Here is a 19,754-nt window from a genome sequence, read left to right as displayed (position 1 = left end):
CCGAAACCCAATAAATCCCGATTATCAGAACACATCGCCACCGTTGGCAGGTGTGAGGAGCGGTGCATGCCTTATGATCCACGGGCGATTGAGCCCAAATGGCAGGCCTATTGGGCCGCGCACGATACCTTTCGTGCCGAGATCGATCCCGCCAGACCGAAATTCTACGCGCTCGACATGTTCCCCTACCCTTCCGGTGCGGGTCTGCATGTCGGTCACCCTCTGGGCTACACGGCCACGGACATTCTGTGCCGCTACAAGCGCATGAGGGGCTTCAATGTGCTGCACCCGATGGGGTGGGACAGTTTCGGGCTGCCCGCTGAGCGCCACGCCATGCGCACAGGCGTCCACCCCGCTATCACGACCAAGCGCAACATCGAGACATTTCGCGGCCAGGTGCAGCGACTGGGCTTTTCCTATGACTGGAGCCGCGAGCTTGCGACGACCGATGCAAGCTACGTGCGCTGGACGCAGTGGATATTCCTGAAGCTGTTCGAGCGCGGCCTCGCTTACCAAGCCGAGGTGGCGGTCAACTGGTGCCCCGCCCAAAATGCCGTGCTCGCCGACGAGGAGGTTAAGGACGGACGTTACGTCGAGACCGGCGATCCAGTCGTCCGTCGCATGATGCGTCAATGGATGTTGCGCATCACGGCTTATGCGGACCGGCTGCTGCAAGGCCTGGATCGTCTCGACTGGCCGGAAAGCCTGAAGGCCATGCAGCGCAACTGGATCGGACGATCAGAGGGAGCCGAGATCGGGTTTCCTGTCCACGATGGCAACGGGAAGATAATCACCTTCACGACCCGTCCCGAGACCCTGTTCGGTGCAACCTACATCGTGCTCGCTCCGGAGCACCCCTTGCTGGCCACCATAACCATGCCAGAGGCTCGCGCGGCGGTGGCCGCCTATGTCGCCCAGGCGGAGGCGCTGCAGGAGACGGAGCGGGTCGACGCTGGTCGTGAGAAAACAGGTGTCTTCACGGGTGCCTACGCGATCAATCCCGCTACCAGAGCCCGCCTGCCGATCTGGGTCGCTGATTACGTGCTGGGTAGCTATGGCACTGGTGCATTGATGGCGGTGCCAGCCCACGACACGCGTGATCACGCCTTTGCTCGTATCCATGGTCTGCCGATCATTCGCGTGATCGAGAGCAAAGAGGATATCGAACAGGCTGCTTATGAGGGTGATGGGCCGATGGTGAATTCCGGCTTTCTCAACGGTATGAGTTCGGAAGAGGCAAAACAGGTCATGATTGCTTGGCTGCAGGAAAACAGAGTCGGCAGCGCCAAGGTCACGTATCGCCTGCGCGACTGGCTCTTCTCCCGTCAGCGCTACTGGGGCGAACCAATTCCGATGCTGCATCTGGAGGATGGTTCGGTGATGCCTCTGCCGGAGGAGAGTCTGCCGCTGTTGCCGCCACAACTGGATGACTACGCACCCACGCCCGACGGTGAACCGCCGCTCGCCCGGGCAAAGGACTGGGTGCTCACAACTGTACCCGGCACCGACATTGCGGCATGGCGTGAGACAAATACGATGCCGCAATGGGCAGGTTCCTGCTGGTATTATCTGCGCTTCCTCGATCCCCATAACGAGCGCGAGCTTGTTGCGAAGGAGGCCGAGCGCTATTGGATGCCGGTCGATCTCTATGTGGGCGGAGCCGAACATGCAGTGCTGCATCTGCTCTATGCCCGATTCTGGCACAAAGTTCTGCATGACATTGGGGTCGTTTCGACCGAGGAGCCGTTCCAGCGGCTGTTCAACCAGGGCATGATCCTTGCCCATTCCTACCGGGACGCGGCGGGCCGGTATTACGAGCCATCTGCCGTCGTTGAACAGGACGGTCGATGGTTCGCCGGATCGGTTGAGGTGCATCGCGCGGTCGAGAAGATGTCCAAGTCTCGCCTGAACGTCGTCAATCCAGACGATGTCGTCGACGAATTCGGTGCCGACGCGGTGCGGCTTTACGAGATGTTCATGGGACCCCTGGATGCGACCAAGCCCTGGCAGACGGCAGGTGTCAATGGCGTGCGCCGGTTTCTGGATCGCGCCTGGCGCATCGTTTGTGACGAGACCGACGCATTGCACCCGGCCCTGCGGGACGAAGCGCCAGACGCGAACATTCTTCGCCTGCGTCACCAAACGGTGAAATCCGTCACCGAGGATATCGAAGCCATGCGCTTCAATACCGCCGTTGCCCGGCTGATGGAGATGGCGAATGCTCTTACAGCGGAGATCGTGCGCCCGCGCGAGATCGTGGAGACGTTCGTGTTGCTGCTCTCGCCCTTCGCTCCTCACATTGCAGAGGAGTTGTGGGGCAAGCTCGGCAACGTCGGAACGCTGGCATTCGTTACTTGGCCGAGCTTCGACGCCGCACTGATCCAGGACGAGACCCAGGAATACGTGGTGCAGATCAATGGCAAGGTACGGCATCGCTTCAGAGCCGCCGCCGGGCTCAGTGACGAGCTGCTCACGGCAGCGCGATCAAAACCCGAGGTGATGACGCTGCTGGAAAGAAAAATAATTATCAAAGAGATCGTGGTTCCCGGGCGATTGGTCAATTTCGTCGTTGGATAGCAGTAAGTCCAAGGACTTAGAATTACCAACCCGATGATAAATTTCGCGCAAAGCATTCGTTGGTATGTCATGTGGCTGAGTTAAAGCGCGTCGCAAACTGGAGGTGTTGGATGGCACACGTGATCTTTCTGCATGGGGCTTCGAGCAGCGGCAAGTCCACCATTGCAAAAGCTCTTCAGGAACGCATCGAGAAACCGTTCTGGCACATATCGATCGATCATCTGCGTGACGCAGGTATGCTTCCAACAGAGCGGTTCAAGAACGGCGACTTCCGCTGGGCCGACTCCCGAGCCGCCTTCTTCGATGGCTTCCATGGTTCCCTGAAAGCCTTTGCAGACGCCGGTAACAATCTTATTCTTGAGCACATTCTGGATACTGACGGATGGCTAGAAACACTTTCTGACCTCCTCGCAAGTCACGACGTTTTCTTCGTCGCTGTACATTGCCCGCTCGAACTTTTGATTGAACGCGAAACCGCGCGAGGCGACAGGACGGTAGGCAGCGCCAAGCGGGATTTCGAGACAATACACATCGGCAAGACATATGATGTCGAGTTGCAATCTACGGATGGTGCTGATGCGAACGTGGAAACGCTACTTCTTGCTTGGCGGAGCGGTAGCCGCGTCTCAAATTTCAGCGGTCTGATTGCAAACTGAAGTCCGCCCGGGGGCCGACAGGCGACGATAACCTCCCCTGACAGCGCCAATTGCGGTCATCGAGCAGATGGGTCTGCATCTTTTGCCTTTAAGAAGCCGCACTATCTGATGCCCGACCACCCGGTCGGGCACGAAGCAGCTTATCGAGCAGAGGACGAAGAAGTGGTCGCCGAGCATGGTGACCGGCCCGATCCAGGAAAGCCTGATGTGATCATTGCCGAGAAGAAGAAAGCTTTGAGGCCTGCGATGAATGAGCAAACGGCAAGTTGGAAACGGCTCCCGCGCCAAACGTCGTCAACATCTTGGAAGCTCTTCGAAGCCGATCTTATAGGTCGGAAACAGACCTCGGGATAAGGTGCAACATTCTTCGTCTCGTGAGCCAACGAGAACACAGCGGGTCTCGACCTGGGGACGAACGATCACCGGGAAAATCGAGGACTGAGCCTGCCATAGTGCCGCCATAGAATTCAGCCCAATCATGGCTTTTGTAACAGGCGGATCGCGAAAAATGAGATTGCTGGCTCTCCTTGCAGCGGCCCTTTTACTGACTGTCATTCCGGCCCGAGCCCAATTTTATGGGCCATATGACGGATACGACGAATACGGCTATGGCTACGAGGACCCGTACAGCCCGTACCCGCCACCGCTCGACTACGAGCCAATGCCTCGTGATCGGGAACCATTGCGTGAGCGCAGGCAACCACAGACACGAAACGCGAGGGGAACCATCCTGATCGCTACGCGCGAGCATACGCTAATATACACGACGCCATGGGGTGAACAGTACATTTACCCCATCGCCGTCGGCCGCGAAGGCAAGCAATGGTACGGATCAACTCGGGTGGTGTCGAAGCGAGAGCATCCCGAATGGCGGCCAACGGCGAGCATGCGCCAGAAGAACCCCAGGCTTCCCGCCGTCGTCAAGCCCGGCCCCGCCAATCCGCTTGGAACCCGCGCGATTTACCTGGCCGACGGGCTATTACGCATCCACGGTACCAACGATCCCTCTTCCATAGGCACCAACGCGTCGAGCGGCTGCTTTCGGATGTATCCCGAGGACGTCGAGGAGCTTTACGAGATGGTGCAGCCGGGAACCCAGGTCATCGTCCAGCGGTGACCCGTATCGCTCGCCGCCGATCTGTCGCGCAACTTCCATTTCGTTGCCCACTGGCGAGTTCCGCCTTCGCCCGGGCCAGGTTTTCACGGTGGGTTCACGTTGACTTCCTGACCGGAGGCCTCCAAGCAAGGTAGACGGTCCTCGAAGCAATCAACTCATGGGTTAATAGCCAAGAGTATTGAGGAGCACCCAGCGAGCGTGAAGTTTCAACAGACATATCGGCGTCCAATCGGGCCGGATCCCGCGACCGTGGTCGTCCCATGCGCGGGTCTTTTCCATACGCCTTTGCTGTGAACCTGTCCGTTTTGGCAATCATGTTCAAAGTCCGGGCGCCGAACTTCTCATAATGAGCTTCGCAAGCTAACCGAAACTGCCTTACAATAGATCGCCGGGCGGCACTGGCTCTTTCGCCTTCGAGCAAAAGAGCGCTCTCTTGGCTGGAGACTGGTCGATGACGACGTATGTGGGGAACATCATTCCCGAGGCTCCCTTATCTTACTCTGGCCTTTTTAGCTCGCGCCAGTCAATTAACCGGCAAACGCCCCGCCCGCGCGATACTCATGCGACCTGCCTAATCCTTGCTCTGGCCATGGTCGTGGCCTGTTTTCCCGTGCAATCCCTTGCGCAATCACCGCTTGGTGCAGGCATGCCGGAGGTGGAGTTCGGCGCACGTAAAACATTCTTCATGCTTTTTCTTATGCTCGGCCCAATCAAGATTCTGGTGCCCTTCGTGGCGATCATCCGCGACTGCGACCCCCGCTTTCGACGTCAGATAGCCAGGAGAGCGATCCTCTTTTCGGCTGCCGCCCTGGCAATCGCCGGCTTGCTTGGGCGCACCATGCTTGAGAATTTCGAAATCTCTTTGCCTGTCCTGGCAATGACCGGAGGCATCATCTTGTTTCTCGTGGCCTTGCAAACCATTTTACAGCAGTCGGCCAGCGTACCGGATCGATCGACTGAGCCTGCCAAGCCGCCAGATCTGAAACTCGCCCTTACTCCCCTCGCCTTTCCGATAATTGTAACGCCCTATGGTGTTGCCGCGGTAATCGTTTTCGCGACGTTGGCGGGCGGCCGCCAAGCGGAAGGCCTCACCGTAGCCGCTATCGTATTGGTGGTTCTGGCGCTGGACTGGGTGGCGATGATTTTCGCAGAAACCATTCTAAGGTGGATCGGAACGTCGCTTCAGGTGTTGGCGGTGGTGCTCGGGGTTACCCAGGCGGCTCTCGGTCTGCAAATCATCCTCCATAGCTTGAGTATGATTGAATGGTAGGACTTGGGGTCTGTTCGTGAACCAGCTCGCCACGGATACTTCGCGGTTTGGGTTCGACAGGATCCTCCCGGGAGGCACGCGCTTTGTTCGGGCACCATCCCGGCTGAAGAGACCGCCGAACGTCCTTTCCTTCAGGCCAAAGAAATCATCCTGGACGGGCTCATGAGGGAACAAGACTTCGACGGCGACAGGCCATTACTGCAGATCTTGGATGTACCGAGGCGAAGTCAGGCGCACCGATCGCACCGAATGCGATTCACGAGAAACGACTATCCAACCCAGCCCGTTGCCAGCGCGGCCGCCCAGTCGGGGCGGCCGTTTGCTTTTGCAATTCTCGACATAACCATGTGATTGTAGGCCACGGTGCGGAAATAGGGTCTCCAGCCGGACGCGGATTTCTCCAGGATGGCGTAGCTTGCCATCGGATGGCCGGTCTCCATCTTGTGCGGATAAGGTTTGTCATCGTCGTAAGCCGGGCAGCCGACGCTGCCGGGATTGACGATGAGGCGGCCATCGCGAAGCTGGACAAGGCGCGAAATATGGCTGTGGCCGCACAGGATCAAAGGCAAATCGATCCCATCCGCCAACGCCTCGATTTCTTTCAACGGCTTCGGATATACATGGCCCTCGGGCGAAACCGATTCCAGCCAGTAGAGATTGTCATCCTTGGGGGTCGCGTGGCAGAGATAGGCTTCATCTTTGTAGATGAGTTCGGCCGGCAGAGATCGCAGCCAGTCGAGATGACGCGGTAGAAGCTGCTGATAAGCAGCTTTATCGGAAACATGCATGGACTCCGGCTTCTGCTCGATCAGGTAGCGGTCGTGGTTGCCGCGCACAGTCGGAAGGGCGAGCGAGAGAAGCAGTTGGGCGGTCTTTCCTGCTTCCAGCGGGCTACTGAAGCAATCGCCGAGATTGACGATATCCGAAATGTCTTGTGCCCGGATATCGGCAAGCACGGCCTCGAGAGCCAGATGATTACCGTGGATATCGGCGATCGCCGCAAACCGCATCGGCTAACTCCCGCGATAGGTGGAATAGCCGTAAGGCGAAAGCAGCAGCGGCACGTGATAATGGGCTTCGGTATCGGCGATGCCGAAGCGGATCGGCACGAGATCGAGAAAGGCCGGATGCGGCAGCGGCGTGCCCAACGCACGCAGATAATCGCCGGCATGGAACAGCAGTTCGTAGGTTCCTGCCTGGAAATTCTCGCCGGAAAGGATCGCGCCGCCCTCGACACGGCCGTCCGAATTGGTCTCTACCGTCTTGATGTGGTGGCGGATATCCCCATCCAGGCGAAAAAGGTCGATCCTCAGCCTTTCAGCAGGCTTACCGGAGGCAGTGTCGAGAACATGGGTCGTCAATCCGGTCATAGAGCTGGCTCGCTTATCGTGTATGAGGTTTCGAAGAAATGCTCTTGCAGATTGTCGCCGGGACCGTCCCTGTCGACAACGAGAAAGTCGCTTGATTTGCCGAGGACAAGCAGTGGGTGATGCCAGACGTTGCGGCGATAGTTCACGCCCTGGTCGCCGCGTGCGAGAAACACCTGCGGCCTGCCGGGCTCTCCATCCCGATCTTCCGAAACCACGACCAGAAATGGCCGCCCGGAAAGCGGCGAGAAGCTCTGGCTGCCGAAAGGATGCCGCTCCATCATGCCGATCTCATAGGGAAAAACGCGCGGCTGGCCGCGAAAGAGATTGATGATGACGCGTGCGCCCTCGCCTGCCGCCTCGGCCGTGGCCAGCGCATGGAAGCGTTCCGTCGTGCCACCGTTGATATATCGCATTGTCGACGGATCGGCCTCGATTACGTCGCCGAACGGCGCGAAAGCAGTTTTGGTGAGAGGCTGGATGTCGAGAAGTTCTGTCAAAAGTCATTCACCCTGGGCGTGCCAGTGACGCAACCCGTGCAGTTGATCGAGAAGATCGGGGATGTCTGTTTGCGCAGTATCCCAAACGGTGTCCAGGTTCATGCTCATATAGCCGTGAGCGATCCGGTTCCTCAGCCCGTGCATCTTTTGCCAGGGCACGTTGGAAAATTCCGCCGCAAACTCGGGATATTCCTCCATGATGCGCGATGTTGCAGCGGCGATCATCAGTAGGTTCATTCCAACTGCGCGCTGTCTCACAAGATCCTTCAGAAATTCATCCTTGCTCATGTCCTTGACGAAATCGACGGTTTGGAATGCGACCTGCTGCATCTCGTCGAGATAGGTTCGAAGCCGATCGATACTCATACAGACTTGGCTTCCTGCAGGACCCGGCTGCGGACATGGCCGGGAAAATCGCCGTGCTTCAGAACGTGGATTTCCGTCCCGCACATCGGCGCCTGCAACTCCTTCAGCAACCCGCGCAGATCGAATAGCGTCGTCCCGGGCAGCCCCTCCTCGCCGCGGGCGGCGGAACCAAAGATACGCGGTTTCGCCCCGTTGAAACGCGTCGTGGCGACGCGGTTGGCCTGCCTGTCATTTTCCAGCACTTTCGATGACTTCATCGAGGCATCACTCCTGATGCCTCGAATATAGGCGAGCGGCGATAAAGAAGGAAGAACTCACCCCTTCACCCCGATGAGCCGCAGCCGCATGATGCCGCCATCCGGATGCATCGCGATGCGGACATGCGTCACCGGCCCGATATCGGCGACGGCATTCCCGCCATATTCGTGGATGTGGTCCATCTGCAGTTTGGTGCGGCTCAGAATCGGCTTCCAGTTTTCCGAAGCCGCAATGTCGGCTTGGCTCAGCCTATCACCAAGATCGGGCCGATAAGCGCCGAGAAGCTCGCAGGAGTCCGGGAAATTGCCTTTGAAGAAGGCCGTATCGACAATGACGCGCTTGATTATGCCCGGGTGGCCCAGGCGGATCACAGCCCAGTCGTGACCCGGGCCGCGACGGCGCTTGGTTTCCCAGCCGTCGCCCATATTGATGCCGCGGCCGGGGCCAAGCATCTTGTCGGGGTGGCCGTAATGGGCGTCGGACCAGGCAAGCGACTTGGCGCCGTTGAAGATATAACCGAGGTCAACCTCCTCGCTTTCACCGACCTTCGACCAGTCGAAATAGGCCGAGCCGTAGACGCGCAGGCGCGCGACGCCGCCATCGGGATAGATATGCAGGCGCAGATGCGTCCAGATCTGTTCCTTGTGGGCATTTTCGAAGAAGTGATGTGCACTTGGCCCCAGAGGCGACTTCGCGAGGATTTCGGTCCACGCCGTTGCATCGGTCGGATCGCCGCCTTCGACGAAAGCCGCCTCGATCGAGCAATGCGGCGGATAGTTGCCGGTAAAATAGCTGGTATCGACGTCGAAGCCGAAGATGCGGCCGGGCATGGCAAGCTTGACGATCGCCCAGTCGTGGCCGGGCACGCGCTTGCGACGGCTTTCCCAGCCGTCCATGTACTTGCCGTTGTCGTCGTAAAGTTCCGGATCGAAGCTCGCCGGCTCATCCTGCAGCATGCGCTCCAGCGGCGCAAAGAACTCGTCCGTCGCATAGAGGCCCCTTGCACCGAGGCGCGCGGAAGCAAGATTGATCGCGCCGGTCGCAAACGACGGCAGGCTGGCAGTGGTATTCTCGGTCATTCACTTCTCCGGAAGCATGGATGTCAGGCGCAATAGCGCAATCTTTTCGACCTCAGCGCAAGCGGTCGCAAATTCCTGGTCAGGGTCGTTGCCGATGCGCTTTTCGAAAGCCGCGAGAATATCGTCCTTGTTAAGTCCCTTCACGGCGATGATGAAGGGAAAGCCGAATTTCTCGACATAGGCGGCGTTGAGTTCAGTGAAGCGGGCATGATCTTCGGCGCTCAGTCGATCAAGACCGGCACTTGCCTGCTCCTTCTTGCTGTCTTGCGTCAGTTCACCGGCGACTGCCAGGCGTCCGGCAAGATCGGGATGGGCACGAAGCACGCCAAGACGCTCCTCTTCGCTTGCGGCGCGGAAGATCGCAACGAGCGGAATGTGCACCTTGTCCACAGTCAACTCGTCGCCAATGAAACCGTCGTCATAGGCGCGCTCGGCAATGAAGGGCGAATGTTCGAAGACACCGCCGAAACGCGACACGAATTCATCCCGCCGGATCATCAGGCCATGTCCTGCTTGTGGTTCTTGTGCCAATGCTCTGCAATCTCGATGCGGCGAGGGATCCACACCTTGTCGTGCTTGAGCACATATTCGATGAAACGCCTCAGGGATGCAGCACGACCGGGCCGACCGACGAGACGGCAATGCAGGCCGACCGACATCATCTTCGGATTGCCGGCCTTGCCTTCTTCGTACAGCGTATCGAAGGCATCCTTGAGATAAGTGAGGAATTGATCGCCGGAATTGAAGCCTTGCGGCGTCGCGAAGCGCATGTCGTTGGTTTCTAGCGTATAAGGAATAATGAGAAACGGCTTGTCATCGACCCCCTTCACCCAGTAGGGCAGGTCATCGGCATAAGAGTCTGACGAATAGAGGAACCCGCCCTCCTCTTGAACCAACCGCAGCGTATTGTCGGAGGGCTTTCCCTGGTACATACCGTATGGGCGCTCGCCGGTGAGCTCGGTGTGGAGACGCACCGCCTCGAGGATGTGCTTGCGCTCGAGGTCTTCTGGAAAATCCTTGTACTCCAGCCAGCGGTAGCCATGGCTGGCGATCTCCCAGCCGGCTTCCTTCATCGCCGCGACGGCCTCGGGATTGCGGGCCATCGCTAGCGTCACGCCATAGACTGTCGCCTGAACCTTGAGCTCGGTGAACATGCGCCAGAGCCGCCAGAACCCGGCGCGCGAACCGTATTCGTAGATCGATTCCATGTTCAGGTTGCGCTGGCCCGGCCAGGGCGATGCTCCCACGATTTCCGACAGCAGGTTCTCGGACGCAGGATCGCCGTCGAGGATCGAACTCTCGCCGCCCTCTTCGTAATTGATGACAAACTGCACGGCGAGGCGGGCATCGTCCGGCCATTGCGGATCGGGGGGATTGCGACCATAGCCCACAAGATTGCGCGGATAGGTATCGGAAGCCATCAAATCACCTTTTGAACGTCAGGCGAAACGGTAGCACCCGGAAACGGAATGTCGAGACGGAAATGCGAAACTGACTTTCGCCACTACGGCACAAGTCGCCGCCTCTGCGAAGGATCATTCGCCTGTGGCCGCCCGCAACAGCGCGACACAGAGGACGCCAAGCGCCACGGAAACGAGCATCGGCAGGCGGAGTGCCGCAATGGCGGTGACCGCGCAGGCGATTGATTCCGCAATACCGGTGGCAAAGGCGGTCGGCGCGACGACCGCCATCAGAACCGCAGGCGGAATGGATTCGATCACCTTTCGGCGGCTTTTTTCAAAGGACACATGCCACACGAGCACAAGGCCGCTCAGGCGCGTGAGCACCGTCGCCGCTGCCATGGCGATGATCGCGACGAGGGTGGAGAAATCGACTGTCATTGCGTCACCTCCGCGCGCCGGCTGCCGCTGGCGACCGCCGCAAGCAGGCCGGCGGCAGCGCCGGCTGCGATATGCCAGACGCCTGGTACGAAATGTTCAGTTGCTACCGCGGCCGCACCGCTTGCAATCAGCACAGCGCCGGTTTCCGATCCCTTCCAGAAGCCTGTGACGAGCACGATGAAGACGGCAGGAAAGGCGAAATCAAGTCCAAGCACCACGGGATCACCAAGGAAAGCGCCGAGCGTCGCGCCCGCAAAGCTCGAAAGCACCCAGGCGAGATAGAAAGGCGCGGCCAGCCCAGCAAACCAAGCAGGCGTGAGCCGGGCAAGGCCGGAGCGGGATTCCGCCATCGCCCAGATCTCATCTGCAAGAAAGAGGCTTGCGAAATAGCGTCTGCGTCTGCCAAAGGCCTGCATCTTGGTGCCGAGCGACGCACTCATCAGCACATGGCGGATATTGACGAGCAGCGCCGCAAAACCGACGCTTGTCCACGAGGCCGGATGCGTCCAGATATCCATTGCCACGAATTGCGAGCCGCCGGCAAAGACCAGTGCGCTCATCAGTGCCGTCTCGACCGGGGAAAGACCTTTTGTGACTGCGACCGCGCCGAAGACGAGGCCGATCGGTATGACGGCGGCGATCAGCGGCGAAATGGCTCGCATGCCCCCCAGGAACTCCGCCCATTTTTCATTCTCATTCATGACAGGATCTCCGATTTGATGCGGAGTTTTCTAGAAAGGAGATGAGTGGCAGTCTTGAACGAAAGTGACTACCGCGCGCGGTATTGGCCGGGCGTCACACCGGTGCGCGCCTTGAAATGCCGGCTGAAATGCGCCTGGTCGGCGAAACCGCATTCAAGAGCAATCTCCGCCGGCTGTCCGCCCGCTTGCAGCTTGCGCCGGGCAACGCGAATACGGATGTCGGTGAGAAAGGCGTGCGGGGTGATGTGGAACTGTTTGCGGAAGGCACGTATCAGATGCGCACGGCTGAGGCCGGCTACGGCGGCGAGTTCGTCAAGTCCGACGTCGGAGGCGTAGTTTTCCATCAGGTAATCGCGGGCGCGCTGCACGGCCGACCGCTCCTGCGTGTCGATGGGCACGATGATCGAGCTGCCGTGATGCCTAAACATGGCTTCTAGCACAAGGAACATGCCCTGGCTGGTTTCCAGTGCACCGGCCCCTGATTCCAGCGCACGGTGCGCCTCATAAAAAGCCTCGGCAAGCCGGGGATCGTGAAGGATCTGCTTGCCGAAGGCGGGCATGCCGCTGAACGTGCGGCCGGTGACATCTTCCAGGATCTCCCGGAAGAGTGACGTATCGGGGTAGATCATCCGGTAGCGATAGCCACCCTCGACAGGCACGCCGTCATGGATTTCGCCGGGATTGATCAGATAGAGATCGCCCGGCCCCGAGCTTTCGCGCGTGCCCCGGATCGTCGCGATCTGGCTGCCGCTTTCGATAGCGCCGATACTGAAGGTCTCGTGGGCATGGGGAGCGAACTCATGCGTCAGGAACGTGGCGCTCAGGCATTCCATGCCGCCGAATCGGTGGTCACGCCAGAATCGCGTCGTCTCCGCTCCAGACAGCGGCATGGCTACGGTTGCCTGTTCCTGGGAGATGTTGTCCATCGGCCGGATATAGCATCTTTGGGACCACCGTTCTTGAACAAAAGTGATCAGGCGATCTTGCGCGCACTGACCTTTCCCATCGGATGCAGCGAATGGACGCGGAACGGCCCGCCTGCGCCTTCCTCGATCATCAGCGCGATGTTGGCGACGGTGACCGGCTCGGCGAGAACAGGCTCGAAAAAGTTACGCAGCGCCTGCTCGATGCGCGGCATGTCGACAAGATCGACAGGTCCCGTCACAGGCATGTGGAAGCGGAATTCGTCCATCACGTCGGGATTGCCCCAGCGATGCAGGTTGGCAAACTGCGCGGCCGATAGCCAATCCGGATCGCTGCGCTCGATCTCGGCTTCGGAAAGCGGTGCGCGGAAGTAGTCGAAATGCTGCACGACCGCCGAAGCGAGATAGTGCATCTGGTCGCAAGGAACCGCCGGCATCAGGCTGAAGAAATTGCGCAGGCGAGCAACCTCGATCCTTGGAATCCGGAACGGTTGGAAGCTGCCGGAAAAGCGCATCATATCGCGCAGAAGTTGCTCCTCCGAAACGTCGGGGGCAAGATGGAACGGCGCCTTCAGCACACCATGGAAACCGTAGCGGCGCGGCACGGCAGTATGGAACGCGATCTCGTGGATACCGATGCCGCGAACGGCCGGAGGTTCAACCATCTCGCCGGAAAAGACGTTGCGGCCGAGCCAATTGGCCGCCACCTGGCTGAGCGGATCGCTCGGCGCAGGGGTGAAGCAAATGGCATAGCGCATGCAATTTCCTCCATCAAAGGAAGGGCGCGCAGTCTATTCCGGCGCCGTCGATACCCAAGCAGATAGGTGATTTGCATGACAGAATAACGAAAAGCACGAGCTTCTAATTCACGTTTAACGTGAAGCAGCCATGACGTGGCTCGAAAACGCGAAACTTTCCGGCAGGTCGCAAGGCGGGGAACGGCCCTCCACCATATGTACGGCAGCTTCGGCAAGACGGTGGGCAAGGCCGAAGCTGACCTTGAAGCCGCCGGTCAAGGCAATGAGCTTCGGATATATCGGATGCGGACCGATCATCGGATCGCGGTCGATCGCCTTTGGACGAAGGCCGGCCCAGCGCTCGACGACCCGCGCATCCCCAAGCACGGGGGCCATTTCGCGCGCAGCTTCGATCAGGGCGTCGAGTTGGGCATCGGTCGTATTGGGATTGGAAAAACGGGCCTCGCTGGTGCTGCCGATGGCAGCATGGCCGCCCTCATGAACAATGATATAAAGACCGTCGCGGAAGATTGTTGGAAAGGCAGGATCGATGTCTGCCTTCAACAGCGCCGCCTGCCCCTTGACCGGTTGGCCGAGCGGCCTTTCCAGTCCGGGCGTGAACCGCTGCAGAAGCGGAAATGACTGGTAACCTGCCGCGACGATACAGCGGCCAAAGGCGATGGTACTCCCACCGGCTTCGGCGATCCCGCGTTCCGGTTGGAGACCGCCAACCGCAGCATTCTCGAGAATGCTCACTCGCTTGGCCTGCCTCAGAAAGGCGACAAGAGCAGCGACCAGCGCGCGGGGTGCTACGCGGGCAGCGAGCGTGTCGTGCACGAAGCCGCTCTCCCCGGCGGCAGGGTCGATCCAGCCTAAAACCGGCGGAGTATCTTCGACATTCCAATGGAAGCTGCTGCCATGCTGATGCCAATGTGTTGCGGCATCGGCGGAATGGGCGATCGCGATCTTGCGCAGATGCGGCTTCGGCAGCGGGATGATGCGGCCCGAGCGGCGGTAGCCGGTGGAAAGACCGGTAGCAGTTTCGATAGCATCAATCTCGGCTTCGAGGGAAACCAGCGCATCGAACTGGAACTGCTTCTTGGCATTCCATTTGTCCGGTAGATGCGGCATCAGCGCCCCCAGCAAGCCGCCGCTCGCACCCTTGCCCAATTCGCCCGCATCGACGAGGAGCGTGTCGATGCCGAGCCGCTCGGCATGAACCGCCGCCCACAGCCCCATGATGCCGCCGCCGGCGATCAGCAGGCTGACGGACGATTGACCAGAGGAGATAGCCGCACTATCGGCTTTAGGCATGACAGAGATTGATCCCGACCAGATGGACAGCACGAGCCAGCCGCTCGAATGGCGCGAGGGCGATATGCCTTATTCACAGGCCTTTGGCGACCATTTTTATTGTCAGACCGACGGGCGGCTCGAATGCGGCCACGTCTTTCTGGCGGGCAACGGCCTGCCGAAACGGTGGACGGGCAAGGACAGTTTCCGCATTGGAGAGTTGGGGTTCGGGACCGGGCTTAACCTTGTTGAAACATGGCGACAATGGAAAGTGAACCGCCAAATCGGCCAACATCTGAATTTCATTTCCTTCGAGCTCTACCCGATGCGCCCTCAGGAGATCGCTCGCGCACTCTCGCACTTTCCTGAAATCGATGCCGAGCGGCAGGCGCTGACGGCGCTGTGGCCGGCCCACCCGCAAGGCACCGTGACGCGTGCACTGGACGAGCAGACGACCTTGAGCGTTGTCTGCGGCCCGGCACTCGATGGCGTTGCGGCCGCCCAACCCGGTTTCGATGCCTGGTATCTCGACGGTTTCGCGCCGTCGCGCAACGCCGACATGTGGTCGCAAGAACTGATGCGGCTCATCTGCGAGAAGACTCTCTGCGGAGGAAGCTTTGCGACCTATGCCGCGGCAGGCTTCGTCAGGCGCAATCTGATTGCAGCGGGATTTGCGGTCGAGCGGCGCAAGGGTTTCGCCGGCAAGCGCGAGATGCTCTGCGGCATAAAACCCTAAAGCCCTGACCGGCCAGGCAATTGCGTGCTCTTGCCGAGCCAGAGCTCGATTTTCTCTTCCAGCAGTTCGGGGCTGATCGGCTTGGACATGTAATCGTCCATGCCGGCGTCGAGGCAGAGCTGGCGGTCACTTTCGAGCGCATGCGCCGTCACGCCAATGATCGGCACGCGGTGACCCTGCCCGCGCTCTCGGACACGGATGGCGCGCGTCGCATCGTGGCCGTTCATCACCGGCATCGACACGTCCATCATGATGATCCGCGGCGCATGGCTTTCCCAGGCCTTGACCGCCTCCTGACCGTTGTTGACGACGAGGAAACTTAGCCCGGTACCTTGAAGGATCTGCGTGAAGACGATCTGGTTCACCTCGTTGTCTTCGGCCACGAGCACATCGACGAAGCCAGTCTTGCGATCTTCGGAGGGCGACGCCGTAGAAGGCTCCGGTTCCCTCATCTGAATTTCTGCCTGCAGGCGGGCGATTTCGGCTGCAGAGGCCTGCTTCAGGCGGCTTGCGCGCACGACCTCGGCGATCGTGTTGCGAAGGAGGTTGGCGCGCGCAGGTTTCATCAGATGCGCATCGCCGTCGAGGGCTGCGAACTCCTTCTCCGTGCCGGAGATATCCATTGAGGTCAGGAAGATGACCGGCAGGTTTTCGAAGCGGGCGTCGGCCCTGAGCTTGCGGGCGACTTCCGCACCGTTCATTTCCGGCATGTGATAGTCGAGCACCACGGCATCGACCTTGACGCCGATCTGGTGTGCGGTCTCAAGGATAGCAATACCGGTCCCGCCGTCTTCCGCAGCCACACCGTCAAAACCCCAAAGCGACAGCTGCTCGGAGAGAATGCGACGGTTGACCTCGTTGTCGTCGATGACGAGCACGCGTGCGCCGCGCACATTGACGGGCAGCGGCTTGGGATCGAGGCGGGCGGCAGCGATGGCGAAGGGAAGATTGACGGTGAAGACCGAGCCCTTGCCCGGTTCGCTCTCGGCCTCGACGTAGCCGCCAAAGAGATCGACCAGACCGGCTGTAATGGCAAGACCAAGACCGGTACCCTCGTGGCGCCGAGTCGAGGAGGAATCGACCTGCGAGAATTTGTCGAAGACCGATTGCAGCTTGTCTGCCGGGATGCCGATGCCTGTATCCTCGATCCTGATCTGGACCATGACCTCGCCGTCGGCGCCGGGCCGCGCGCCGATATCGACGAAGACATGCCCCTTCTCGGTAAACTTGACGGCGTTGCCGACGAGGTTTGTGACGATCTGGCGAAATCGCCCGGCATCGCCGATGAGGGCGGCAGGCAGGTTCGAATCGGCGCGCACCAGAAGCTCGAGATCCTTCTCCGCCGCGGGCGAAGAAAGCAGTGTGGCGACGTCCTCGACGGCTTCCACCGGATCGAAGGCAGCCTTGCGCAGCGTCATCTGCCCGGCATCGATCTTCGAGAAGTCCAAAATGTCGTTGATGATCGTCAAAAGCGCGTTGCCGGACTTGACGATGATATCGATGAATGTCTTCTGCCGCGCGTCAAGATCGGTCTTCGCCATGAGTTCGGCCATGCCGAGCACGCCGTTCATCGGCGTGCGGATTTCATGGCTCATATTGGCGAGAAATTCCGACTTGGCGCGATCGGCAGCTTCTGCCCGCGCCAACAGCCGCTCAAGCTCTTCCTCGCGGTCTTTCATTTCGGTGACGTCGGTGAAGAGCGCGACCCAATGGCCGCCTTCGCTGATCGTCGCCTCCATGTTCACCCAGCGCTCGCCGGCTACATGGAAGACAGTGGCAATCGGCTGCTTTGCGGCGATATTCGTACGCCAATAGTGCAACACCTCGGCGGCAGTGCCCTTGAAGTCGCCGCGATCGGCGCAGAAATTGAAGAGGTCGATCCAGCCGCGGCCCGCAACGAGGTATTCCGGCGGAATTCGCAGGACTTCCGAAAGCGCATCGTTGGAGAGCTTGATGATGCCGTCCTGGACGATCGTCAGGCCCTGCGGCATGGCCCGCGTCGCATCCCGCATCAGTTCGCCGAGATGCTGAAGGGCAGCGCGTGCTTCATTGATTGCCTTTTCGCTCGCGCGAATGGCGCTCATATCGGAATAGGAGAGCAAAATGCGGTCGTTCGAGATGCGGCGGCTGTCGAAGATGATCGATTTGCCGCCCGACCAGCTGAGTTCGACCGGCTCCTGCTCACCGCCCGAACCGAAATGGCGCTGTCGTTCCGAAAGGATCTCTTCCGGGCTTTGCCCGTAGCCATAGCGCCCGAGTTGGTAATTGCGGCGGATGACATCGATGAACGGCCGGCCGTCAAAACGATCCTCAGGCGGCAGATCGCAGATCGTGTAGAATTCGTCGTTTATGTAGAGGATATCGAGATTGTTATCGAGGATCAGAACGCCGACCGGCAGCGAACGCAGGATGTTTTCAATGTCGCGATGCAGGACTTCGGCATGCTTCTGCGCCTCGATCAGCTTGGCCTCACGCTCCTTGAGCGGGGAGATGTCCGAGAAAGAACCGACGACATAGACCTTGCCGTCCGGCGTCTTTACGCGATTGACGCGAGTAAGGATCGGATAAACTGTTCCGTCCCTGCTTGGAAGCTGACCTTCCACCACAGTGAGCGAGCCGTCCTTGAGAGCCAGGGCGTTTTCCTCATAGATGCTGGCGCCGCTCTCCTTGCCGAACATCTCAGACTCTGTGAGGCCAAGCACCTTCGACCGGAAATGGCCGGTGAAGGTCTCGTAATACTGGTTGGCGTAGACGAGGCGGTGCTGTTCATCGCGCGCGAAGGCGGCAACCGGCAGGTCTTCCATGATGGTGCGGAGGAGATCGAGCTCATTGACGCTCTCGTGCCATCCGTTTTCGACGAGCGATAGCTTCTTTTCGTTTCGATAGGCCGAATTGACGATGAGCGGGCGGCCGTCATCAGCGAAAATGCCGATCGGATGGTCAATTTTTTCCAACGCAGCACGGACGCGCTCGAAATCGGCGAGCAAAGCCTGATCCGGCCCCGAAAGAACCGGTCGGCGGGGCTGCGCGCGCGCCTCAAAGATCCCGAGGACATAGGCCCGGTCTTCCGACGGCATGAAGCTTTCGATCCGGACCCGCTCGTGTCCGGTTCCGGCAGTGTCGAAGCAGATAGCGGTTTCCTCGGTGCCGAAGACGAGTGCGCGGCGCTCCTTGTCTTCACGCTCCTCCTCTTCCGGGCGCTCGAGAATTTCGCGGGTCCGGCGGCCAATGAAATCGGAAATTTCCCTGCCGAAGAAGCGGGCATAAGCCTTATTGACGGCAACGTAGCGAAGTTCGCTGTTCTTGACATAGGCAGGAGCATCCAGATCTGCGATCCGGCTGCATGCCAGTTCGAGAAGGTCACCGCTCGATGTCAAAAGATGTCGCCTCGCTGTCAGGAGAAGGTGTTTTGTTCTGGCATCCACTATAGGTGTAAGCCGTTTAACAAGGTTTTAACCTTAACATCTTCCCCGAAAGCACGAGGTTGCCGCTCGCTTCGATGACACGTTCTGGAGATCTGGATCCGGATGGCGAAGTTTCGACCCAAGTGTATCAGGAACCATGCTATAATCTCCCACGTTGTAAGACTGAACTCGATCAGTTGGCCGCGTTTTGCCACGGTTTCTCCTGACGGCTTCAAGTAACAAGTTCGTCTATGAAAGGAGACGATCATGTCCGTACTTCACAAGACCATGGCGGCGGGCTTGATGGCGTTGACTTTGACTGGCACCTGCCTCATTCCGGCAACCCCGGCGAACGCCGGTTCGAGCGATGAATTCTGGGGCGGCGTTGCGGCCGGAGCAGTCGGCGGCCTCCTGCTCTCGCACGCTGTGCGTCCCTACCCTGGCTACGGCTATTATGGTCCCGGACCCTATTATGGAGCCGACTCCGGACCTTATTACGGAGCCTATTCTAGACCGTACTACAGGCCCTACTACAGTCCGTATCCGGTCTATCGGAGCTATTACCGGCCCTACCGGCCCTACTATCGCTCCTACTATCGGCCTTACCCGGCCTATTACCGCAATTACGGATATTGCGGCGTGGAGCGCCGCTATGATCACCGGGCGGACGTATGGGTCAGAGTTCGGGTATGCCCCGGCTATTGAGGAGCATGCGTGCGACGCGCCGCCGCTCGTTCACGCGGCGGCGCAGCACCTTTCTCAAGCTCAACACTTGACTTTCAAGTTGAACTAGACCAAATGCAGGCGAGCTTTCACCTTCCGGCCGCCGCGTGAGCTGCCCCTGCGAAAAAAGACAAACGCAAGAAGAAGGATAAAAGCGCATTTCATGGAATGCCGCGATCCCAAGTGCGGCCAGAAGCGCTGGAAGC

General features: G+C 59.4%; 20 protein-coding genes. 6 read left to right on the top strand and 14 right to left on the bottom strand.

Annotated elements, in window-relative coordinates:
- Window positions 1-66 precede the first annotated feature (66 nt).
- The 4 genes from leuS (at window position 67) to EV130_RS24590 (ending at window position 5,620) form a co-directional block, all read left to right on the top strand.
- Window positions 67-2,577, top strand: a complete 2,511-nt coding sequence (gene leuS, locus EV130_RS24605; protein ID WP_132661802.1) for a leucine--tRNA ligase — start codon at window positions 67-69, stop codon at window positions 2,575-2,577.
- Window positions 2,578-2,687: 110 nt separating this feature from the next.
- Window positions 2,688-3,233, top strand: a complete 546-nt coding sequence (locus tag EV130_RS24600) for a chloramphenicol phosphotransferase CPT family protein (protein ID WP_074061940.1) — start codon at window positions 2,688-2,690, stop codon at window positions 3,231-3,233.
- A gap of 508 nt (window positions 3,234-3,741) precedes the next feature.
- The gene (locus EV130_RS24595; RefSeq protein WP_074061941.1) at window positions 3,742-4,350 is read left to right on the top strand and encodes a L,D-transpeptidase; all 609 of its coding nucleotides are present in this window, start codon (window positions 3,742-3,744) and stop codon (window positions 4,348-4,350) included.
- 451 nt (window positions 4,351-4,801) lie between these two features.
- A complete protein-coding gene (locus tag EV130_RS24590) occupies window positions 4,802-5,620 on the top strand; it encodes a MarC family protein (protein ID WP_245520095.1) in 819 nt (272 codons plus the stop codon).
- Window positions 5,621-5,889: 269 nt separating this feature from the next.
- On the opposite strand, the gene EV130_RS24585 is transcribed toward EV130_RS24590, so the two are convergent.
- The 13 genes from EV130_RS24585 to EV130_RS24525 form a co-directional block, all read right to left on the bottom strand.
- Window positions 5,890-6,630: a metallophosphoesterase family protein gene (locus tag EV130_RS24585; protein ID WP_132661800.1), complete on the bottom strand. Its 741-nt coding sequence runs from the start codon at window positions 6,628-6,630 to the stop codon at window positions 5,890-5,892.
- Between the two features lie 3 nt (window positions 6,631-6,633).
- Window positions 6,634-6,990 carry a hydroxyisourate hydrolase gene (uraH, locus tag EV130_RS24580; protein ID WP_074061943.1) on the bottom strand — a complete coding sequence of 119 codons (357 nt, stop codon included), beginning with the start codon at window positions 6,988-6,990 and terminating at the stop codon, window positions 6,634-6,636.
- The gene (locus EV130_RS24575; RefSeq protein WP_074061944.1) at window positions 6,987-7,487 is read right to left on the bottom strand and encodes an ureidoglycolate lyase; all 501 of its coding nucleotides are present in this window, start codon (window positions 7,485-7,487) and stop codon (window positions 6,987-6,989) included. Before EV130_RS24575 ends, uraH begins: the two co-directional genes overlap by 4 nt.
- A gap of 3 nt (window positions 7,488-7,490) precedes the next feature.
- The gene (locus EV130_RS24570) at window positions 7,491-7,853 is read right to left on the bottom strand and encodes a HepT-like ribonuclease domain-containing protein (protein ID WP_132661798.1); all 363 of its coding nucleotides are present in this window, start codon (window positions 7,851-7,853) and stop codon (window positions 7,491-7,493) included.
- Window positions 7,850-8,110, bottom strand: a complete 261-nt coding sequence (locus EV130_RS24565; RefSeq protein WP_132661796.1) for a nucleotidyltransferase family protein — start codon at window positions 8,108-8,110, stop codon at window positions 7,850-7,852. Before EV130_RS24565 ends, EV130_RS24570 begins: the two co-directional genes overlap by 4 nt.
- A gap of 57 nt (window positions 8,111-8,167) precedes the next feature.
- On the bottom strand, window positions 8,168-9,190 hold the full coding sequence (gene alc / locus EV130_RS24560; RefSeq protein WP_132661794.1) for an allantoicase: 1,023 nt from the start codon (window positions 9,188-9,190) through the stop codon (window positions 8,168-8,170).
- A complete protein-coding gene (gene uraD, locus EV130_RS24555) occupies window positions 9,191-9,688 on the bottom strand; it encodes a 2-oxo-4-hydroxy-4-carboxy-5-ureidoimidazoline decarboxylase (RefSeq protein WP_074061948.1) in 498 nt (165 codons plus the stop codon).
- Complete coding sequence (puuE, locus tag EV130_RS24550) at window positions 9,688-10,611, bottom strand: allantoinase PuuE (protein WP_074061949.1); 924 nt, start codon at window positions 10,609-10,611, stop codon at window positions 9,688-9,690. The genes uraD and puuE overlap by 1 nt, the downstream gene beginning before the upstream one ends.
- Before the next feature lie 114 nt (window positions 10,612-10,725).
- On the bottom strand, window positions 10,726-11,031 hold the full coding sequence (locus EV130_RS24545) for an AzlD family protein (RefSeq protein ID WP_074061950.1): 306 nt from the start codon (window positions 11,029-11,031) through the stop codon (window positions 10,726-10,728).
- Window positions 11,028-11,732 carry an AzlC family ABC transporter permease gene (locus tag EV130_RS24540; protein ID WP_132661792.1) on the bottom strand — a complete coding sequence of 235 codons (705 nt, stop codon included), beginning with the start codon at window positions 11,730-11,732 and terminating at the stop codon, window positions 11,028-11,030. The genes EV130_RS24545 and EV130_RS24540 overlap by 4 nt, the downstream gene beginning before the upstream one ends.
- A 68-nt stretch (window positions 11,733-11,800) precedes the next feature.
- Window positions 11,801-12,658 carry an AraC family transcriptional regulator gene (locus tag EV130_RS24535; RefSeq protein ID WP_132661790.1) on the bottom strand — a complete coding sequence of 286 codons (858 nt, stop codon included), beginning with the start codon at window positions 12,656-12,658 and terminating at the stop codon, window positions 11,801-11,803.
- Window positions 12,659-12,705: 47 nt separating this feature from the next.
- The gene (locus EV130_RS24530; RefSeq protein ID WP_074061953.1) at window positions 12,706-13,413 is read right to left on the bottom strand and encodes a DUF1045 domain-containing protein; all 708 of its coding nucleotides are present in this window, start codon (window positions 13,411-13,413) and stop codon (window positions 12,706-12,708) included.
- A 114-nt stretch (window positions 13,414-13,527) separates the two neighbouring features.
- Window positions 13,528-14,706 (bottom strand): NAD(P)/FAD-dependent oxidoreductase, encoded by a 1,179-nt coding sequence (locus EV130_RS24525; protein WP_132553193.1) that lies wholly within the window; start codon window positions 14,704-14,706, stop codon window positions 13,528-13,530.
- Here EV130_RS24525 and mnmC2 point away from each other — a divergent pair.
- Window positions 14,705-15,421 carry a tRNA (5-methylaminomethyl-2-thiouridine)(34)-methyltransferase MnmC2 gene (gene mnmC2, locus EV130_RS24520; RefSeq protein WP_074061955.1) on the top strand — a complete coding sequence of 239 codons (717 nt, stop codon included), beginning with the start codon at window positions 14,705-14,707 and terminating at the stop codon, window positions 15,419-15,421. The two genes, EV130_RS24525 and mnmC2, sit on opposite strands and share 2 nt — an antisense overlap.
- Here mnmC2 and EV130_RS24515 read toward each other — a convergent pair.
- Entirely contained in the window at window positions 15,418-18,798 is a 3,381-nt protein-coding gene (locus EV130_RS24515; protein WP_132661788.1) for a response regulator, read from the bottom strand. The genes mnmC2 and EV130_RS24515 overlap by 4 nt on opposite strands.
- Window positions 18,799-19,092: 294 nt before the next feature.
- Here EV130_RS24515 and EV130_RS24510 point away from each other — a divergent pair, with 294 nt between their 5' ends.
- A complete protein-coding gene (locus EV130_RS24510; RefSeq protein ID WP_074061957.1) occupies window positions 19,093-19,530 on the top strand; it encodes a hypothetical protein in 438 nt (145 codons plus the stop codon).
- Window positions 19,531-19,754: the final 224 nt, after the last annotated feature.

The sequence above is a fragment of the Rhizobium azibense genome, assembly GCF_004342325.1.
GTDB classification, from domain to species: domain Bacteria; phylum Pseudomonadota; class Alphaproteobacteria; order Rhizobiales; family Rhizobiaceae; genus Rhizobium; species Rhizobium etli_B.
The sequence above is the reverse complement of the archived record's forward strand: the minus strand, read 5'-3'. Positions and strand labels throughout refer to the sequence as shown.

Coding starts and splice junctions, on each gene's coding strand:
- EV130_RS24570 (WP_132661798.1), bottom strand. CDS start 7,853: ATGAGTATCGATCGGCTTCGAACCTATCTCGACGAGATGCAGCAGGTC.
- EV130_RS24585 (WP_132661800.1), bottom strand. CDS start 6,630: ATGCGGTTTGCGGCGATCGCCGATATCCACGGTAATCATCTGGCTCTC.
- uraH (WP_074061943.1), bottom strand. CDS start 6,990: ATGACCGGATTGACGACCCATGTTCTCGACACTGCCTCCGGTAAGCCT.
- mnmC2 (WP_074061955.1), top strand. CDS start 14,705: ATGACAGAGATTGATCCCGACCAGATGGACAGCACGAGCCAGCCGCTC.
- EV130_RS24590 (WP_245520095.1), top strand. CDS start 4,802: ATGACGACGTATGTGGGGAACATCATTCCCGAGGCTCCCTTATCTTAC.
- EV130_RS24545 (WP_074061950.1), bottom strand. CDS start 11,031: ATGACAGTCGATTTCTCCACCCTCGTCGCGATCATCGCCATGGCAGCG.
- leuS (WP_132661802.1), top strand. CDS start 67: ATGCCTTATGATCCACGGGCGATTGAGCCCAAATGGCAGGCCTATTGG.
- uraD (WP_074061948.1), bottom strand. CDS start 9,688: ATGATCCGGCGGGATGAATTCGTGTCGCGTTTCGGCGGTGTCTTCGAA.
- EV130_RS24535 (WP_132661790.1), bottom strand. CDS start 12,658: ATGGACAACATCTCCCAGGAACAGGCAACCGTAGCCATGCCGCTGTCT.
- alc (WP_132661794.1), bottom strand. CDS start 9,190: ATGACCGAGAATACCACTGCCAGCCTGCCGTCGTTTGCGACCGGCGCG.
- EV130_RS24600 (WP_074061940.1), top strand. CDS start 2,688: ATGGCACACGTGATCTTTCTGCATGGGGCTTCGAGCAGCGGCAAGTCC.
- EV130_RS24525 (WP_132553193.1), bottom strand. CDS start 14,706: ATGCCTAAAGCCGATAGTGCGGCTATCTCCTCTGGTCAATCGTCCGTC.
- EV130_RS24510 (WP_074061957.1), top strand. CDS start 19,093: ATGTCCGTACTTCACAAGACCATGGCGGCGGGCTTGATGGCGTTGACT.
- EV130_RS24595 (WP_074061941.1), top strand. CDS start 3,742: ATGAGATTGCTGGCTCTCCTTGCAGCGGCCCTTTTACTGACTGTCATT.
- EV130_RS24540 (WP_132661792.1), bottom strand. CDS start 11,732: ATGAATGAGAATGAAAAATGGGCGGAGTTCCTGGGGGGCATGCGAGCC.
- EV130_RS24565 (WP_132661796.1), bottom strand. CDS start 8,110: ATGAAGTCATCGAAAGTGCTGGAAAATGACAGGCAGGCCAACCGCGTC.
- puuE (WP_074061949.1), bottom strand. CDS start 10,611: ATGGCTTCCGATACCTATCCGCGCAATCTTGTGGGCTATGGTCGCAAT.
- EV130_RS24530 (WP_074061953.1), bottom strand. CDS start 13,413: ATGCGCTATGCCATTTGCTTCACCCCTGCGCCGAGCGATCCGCTCAGC.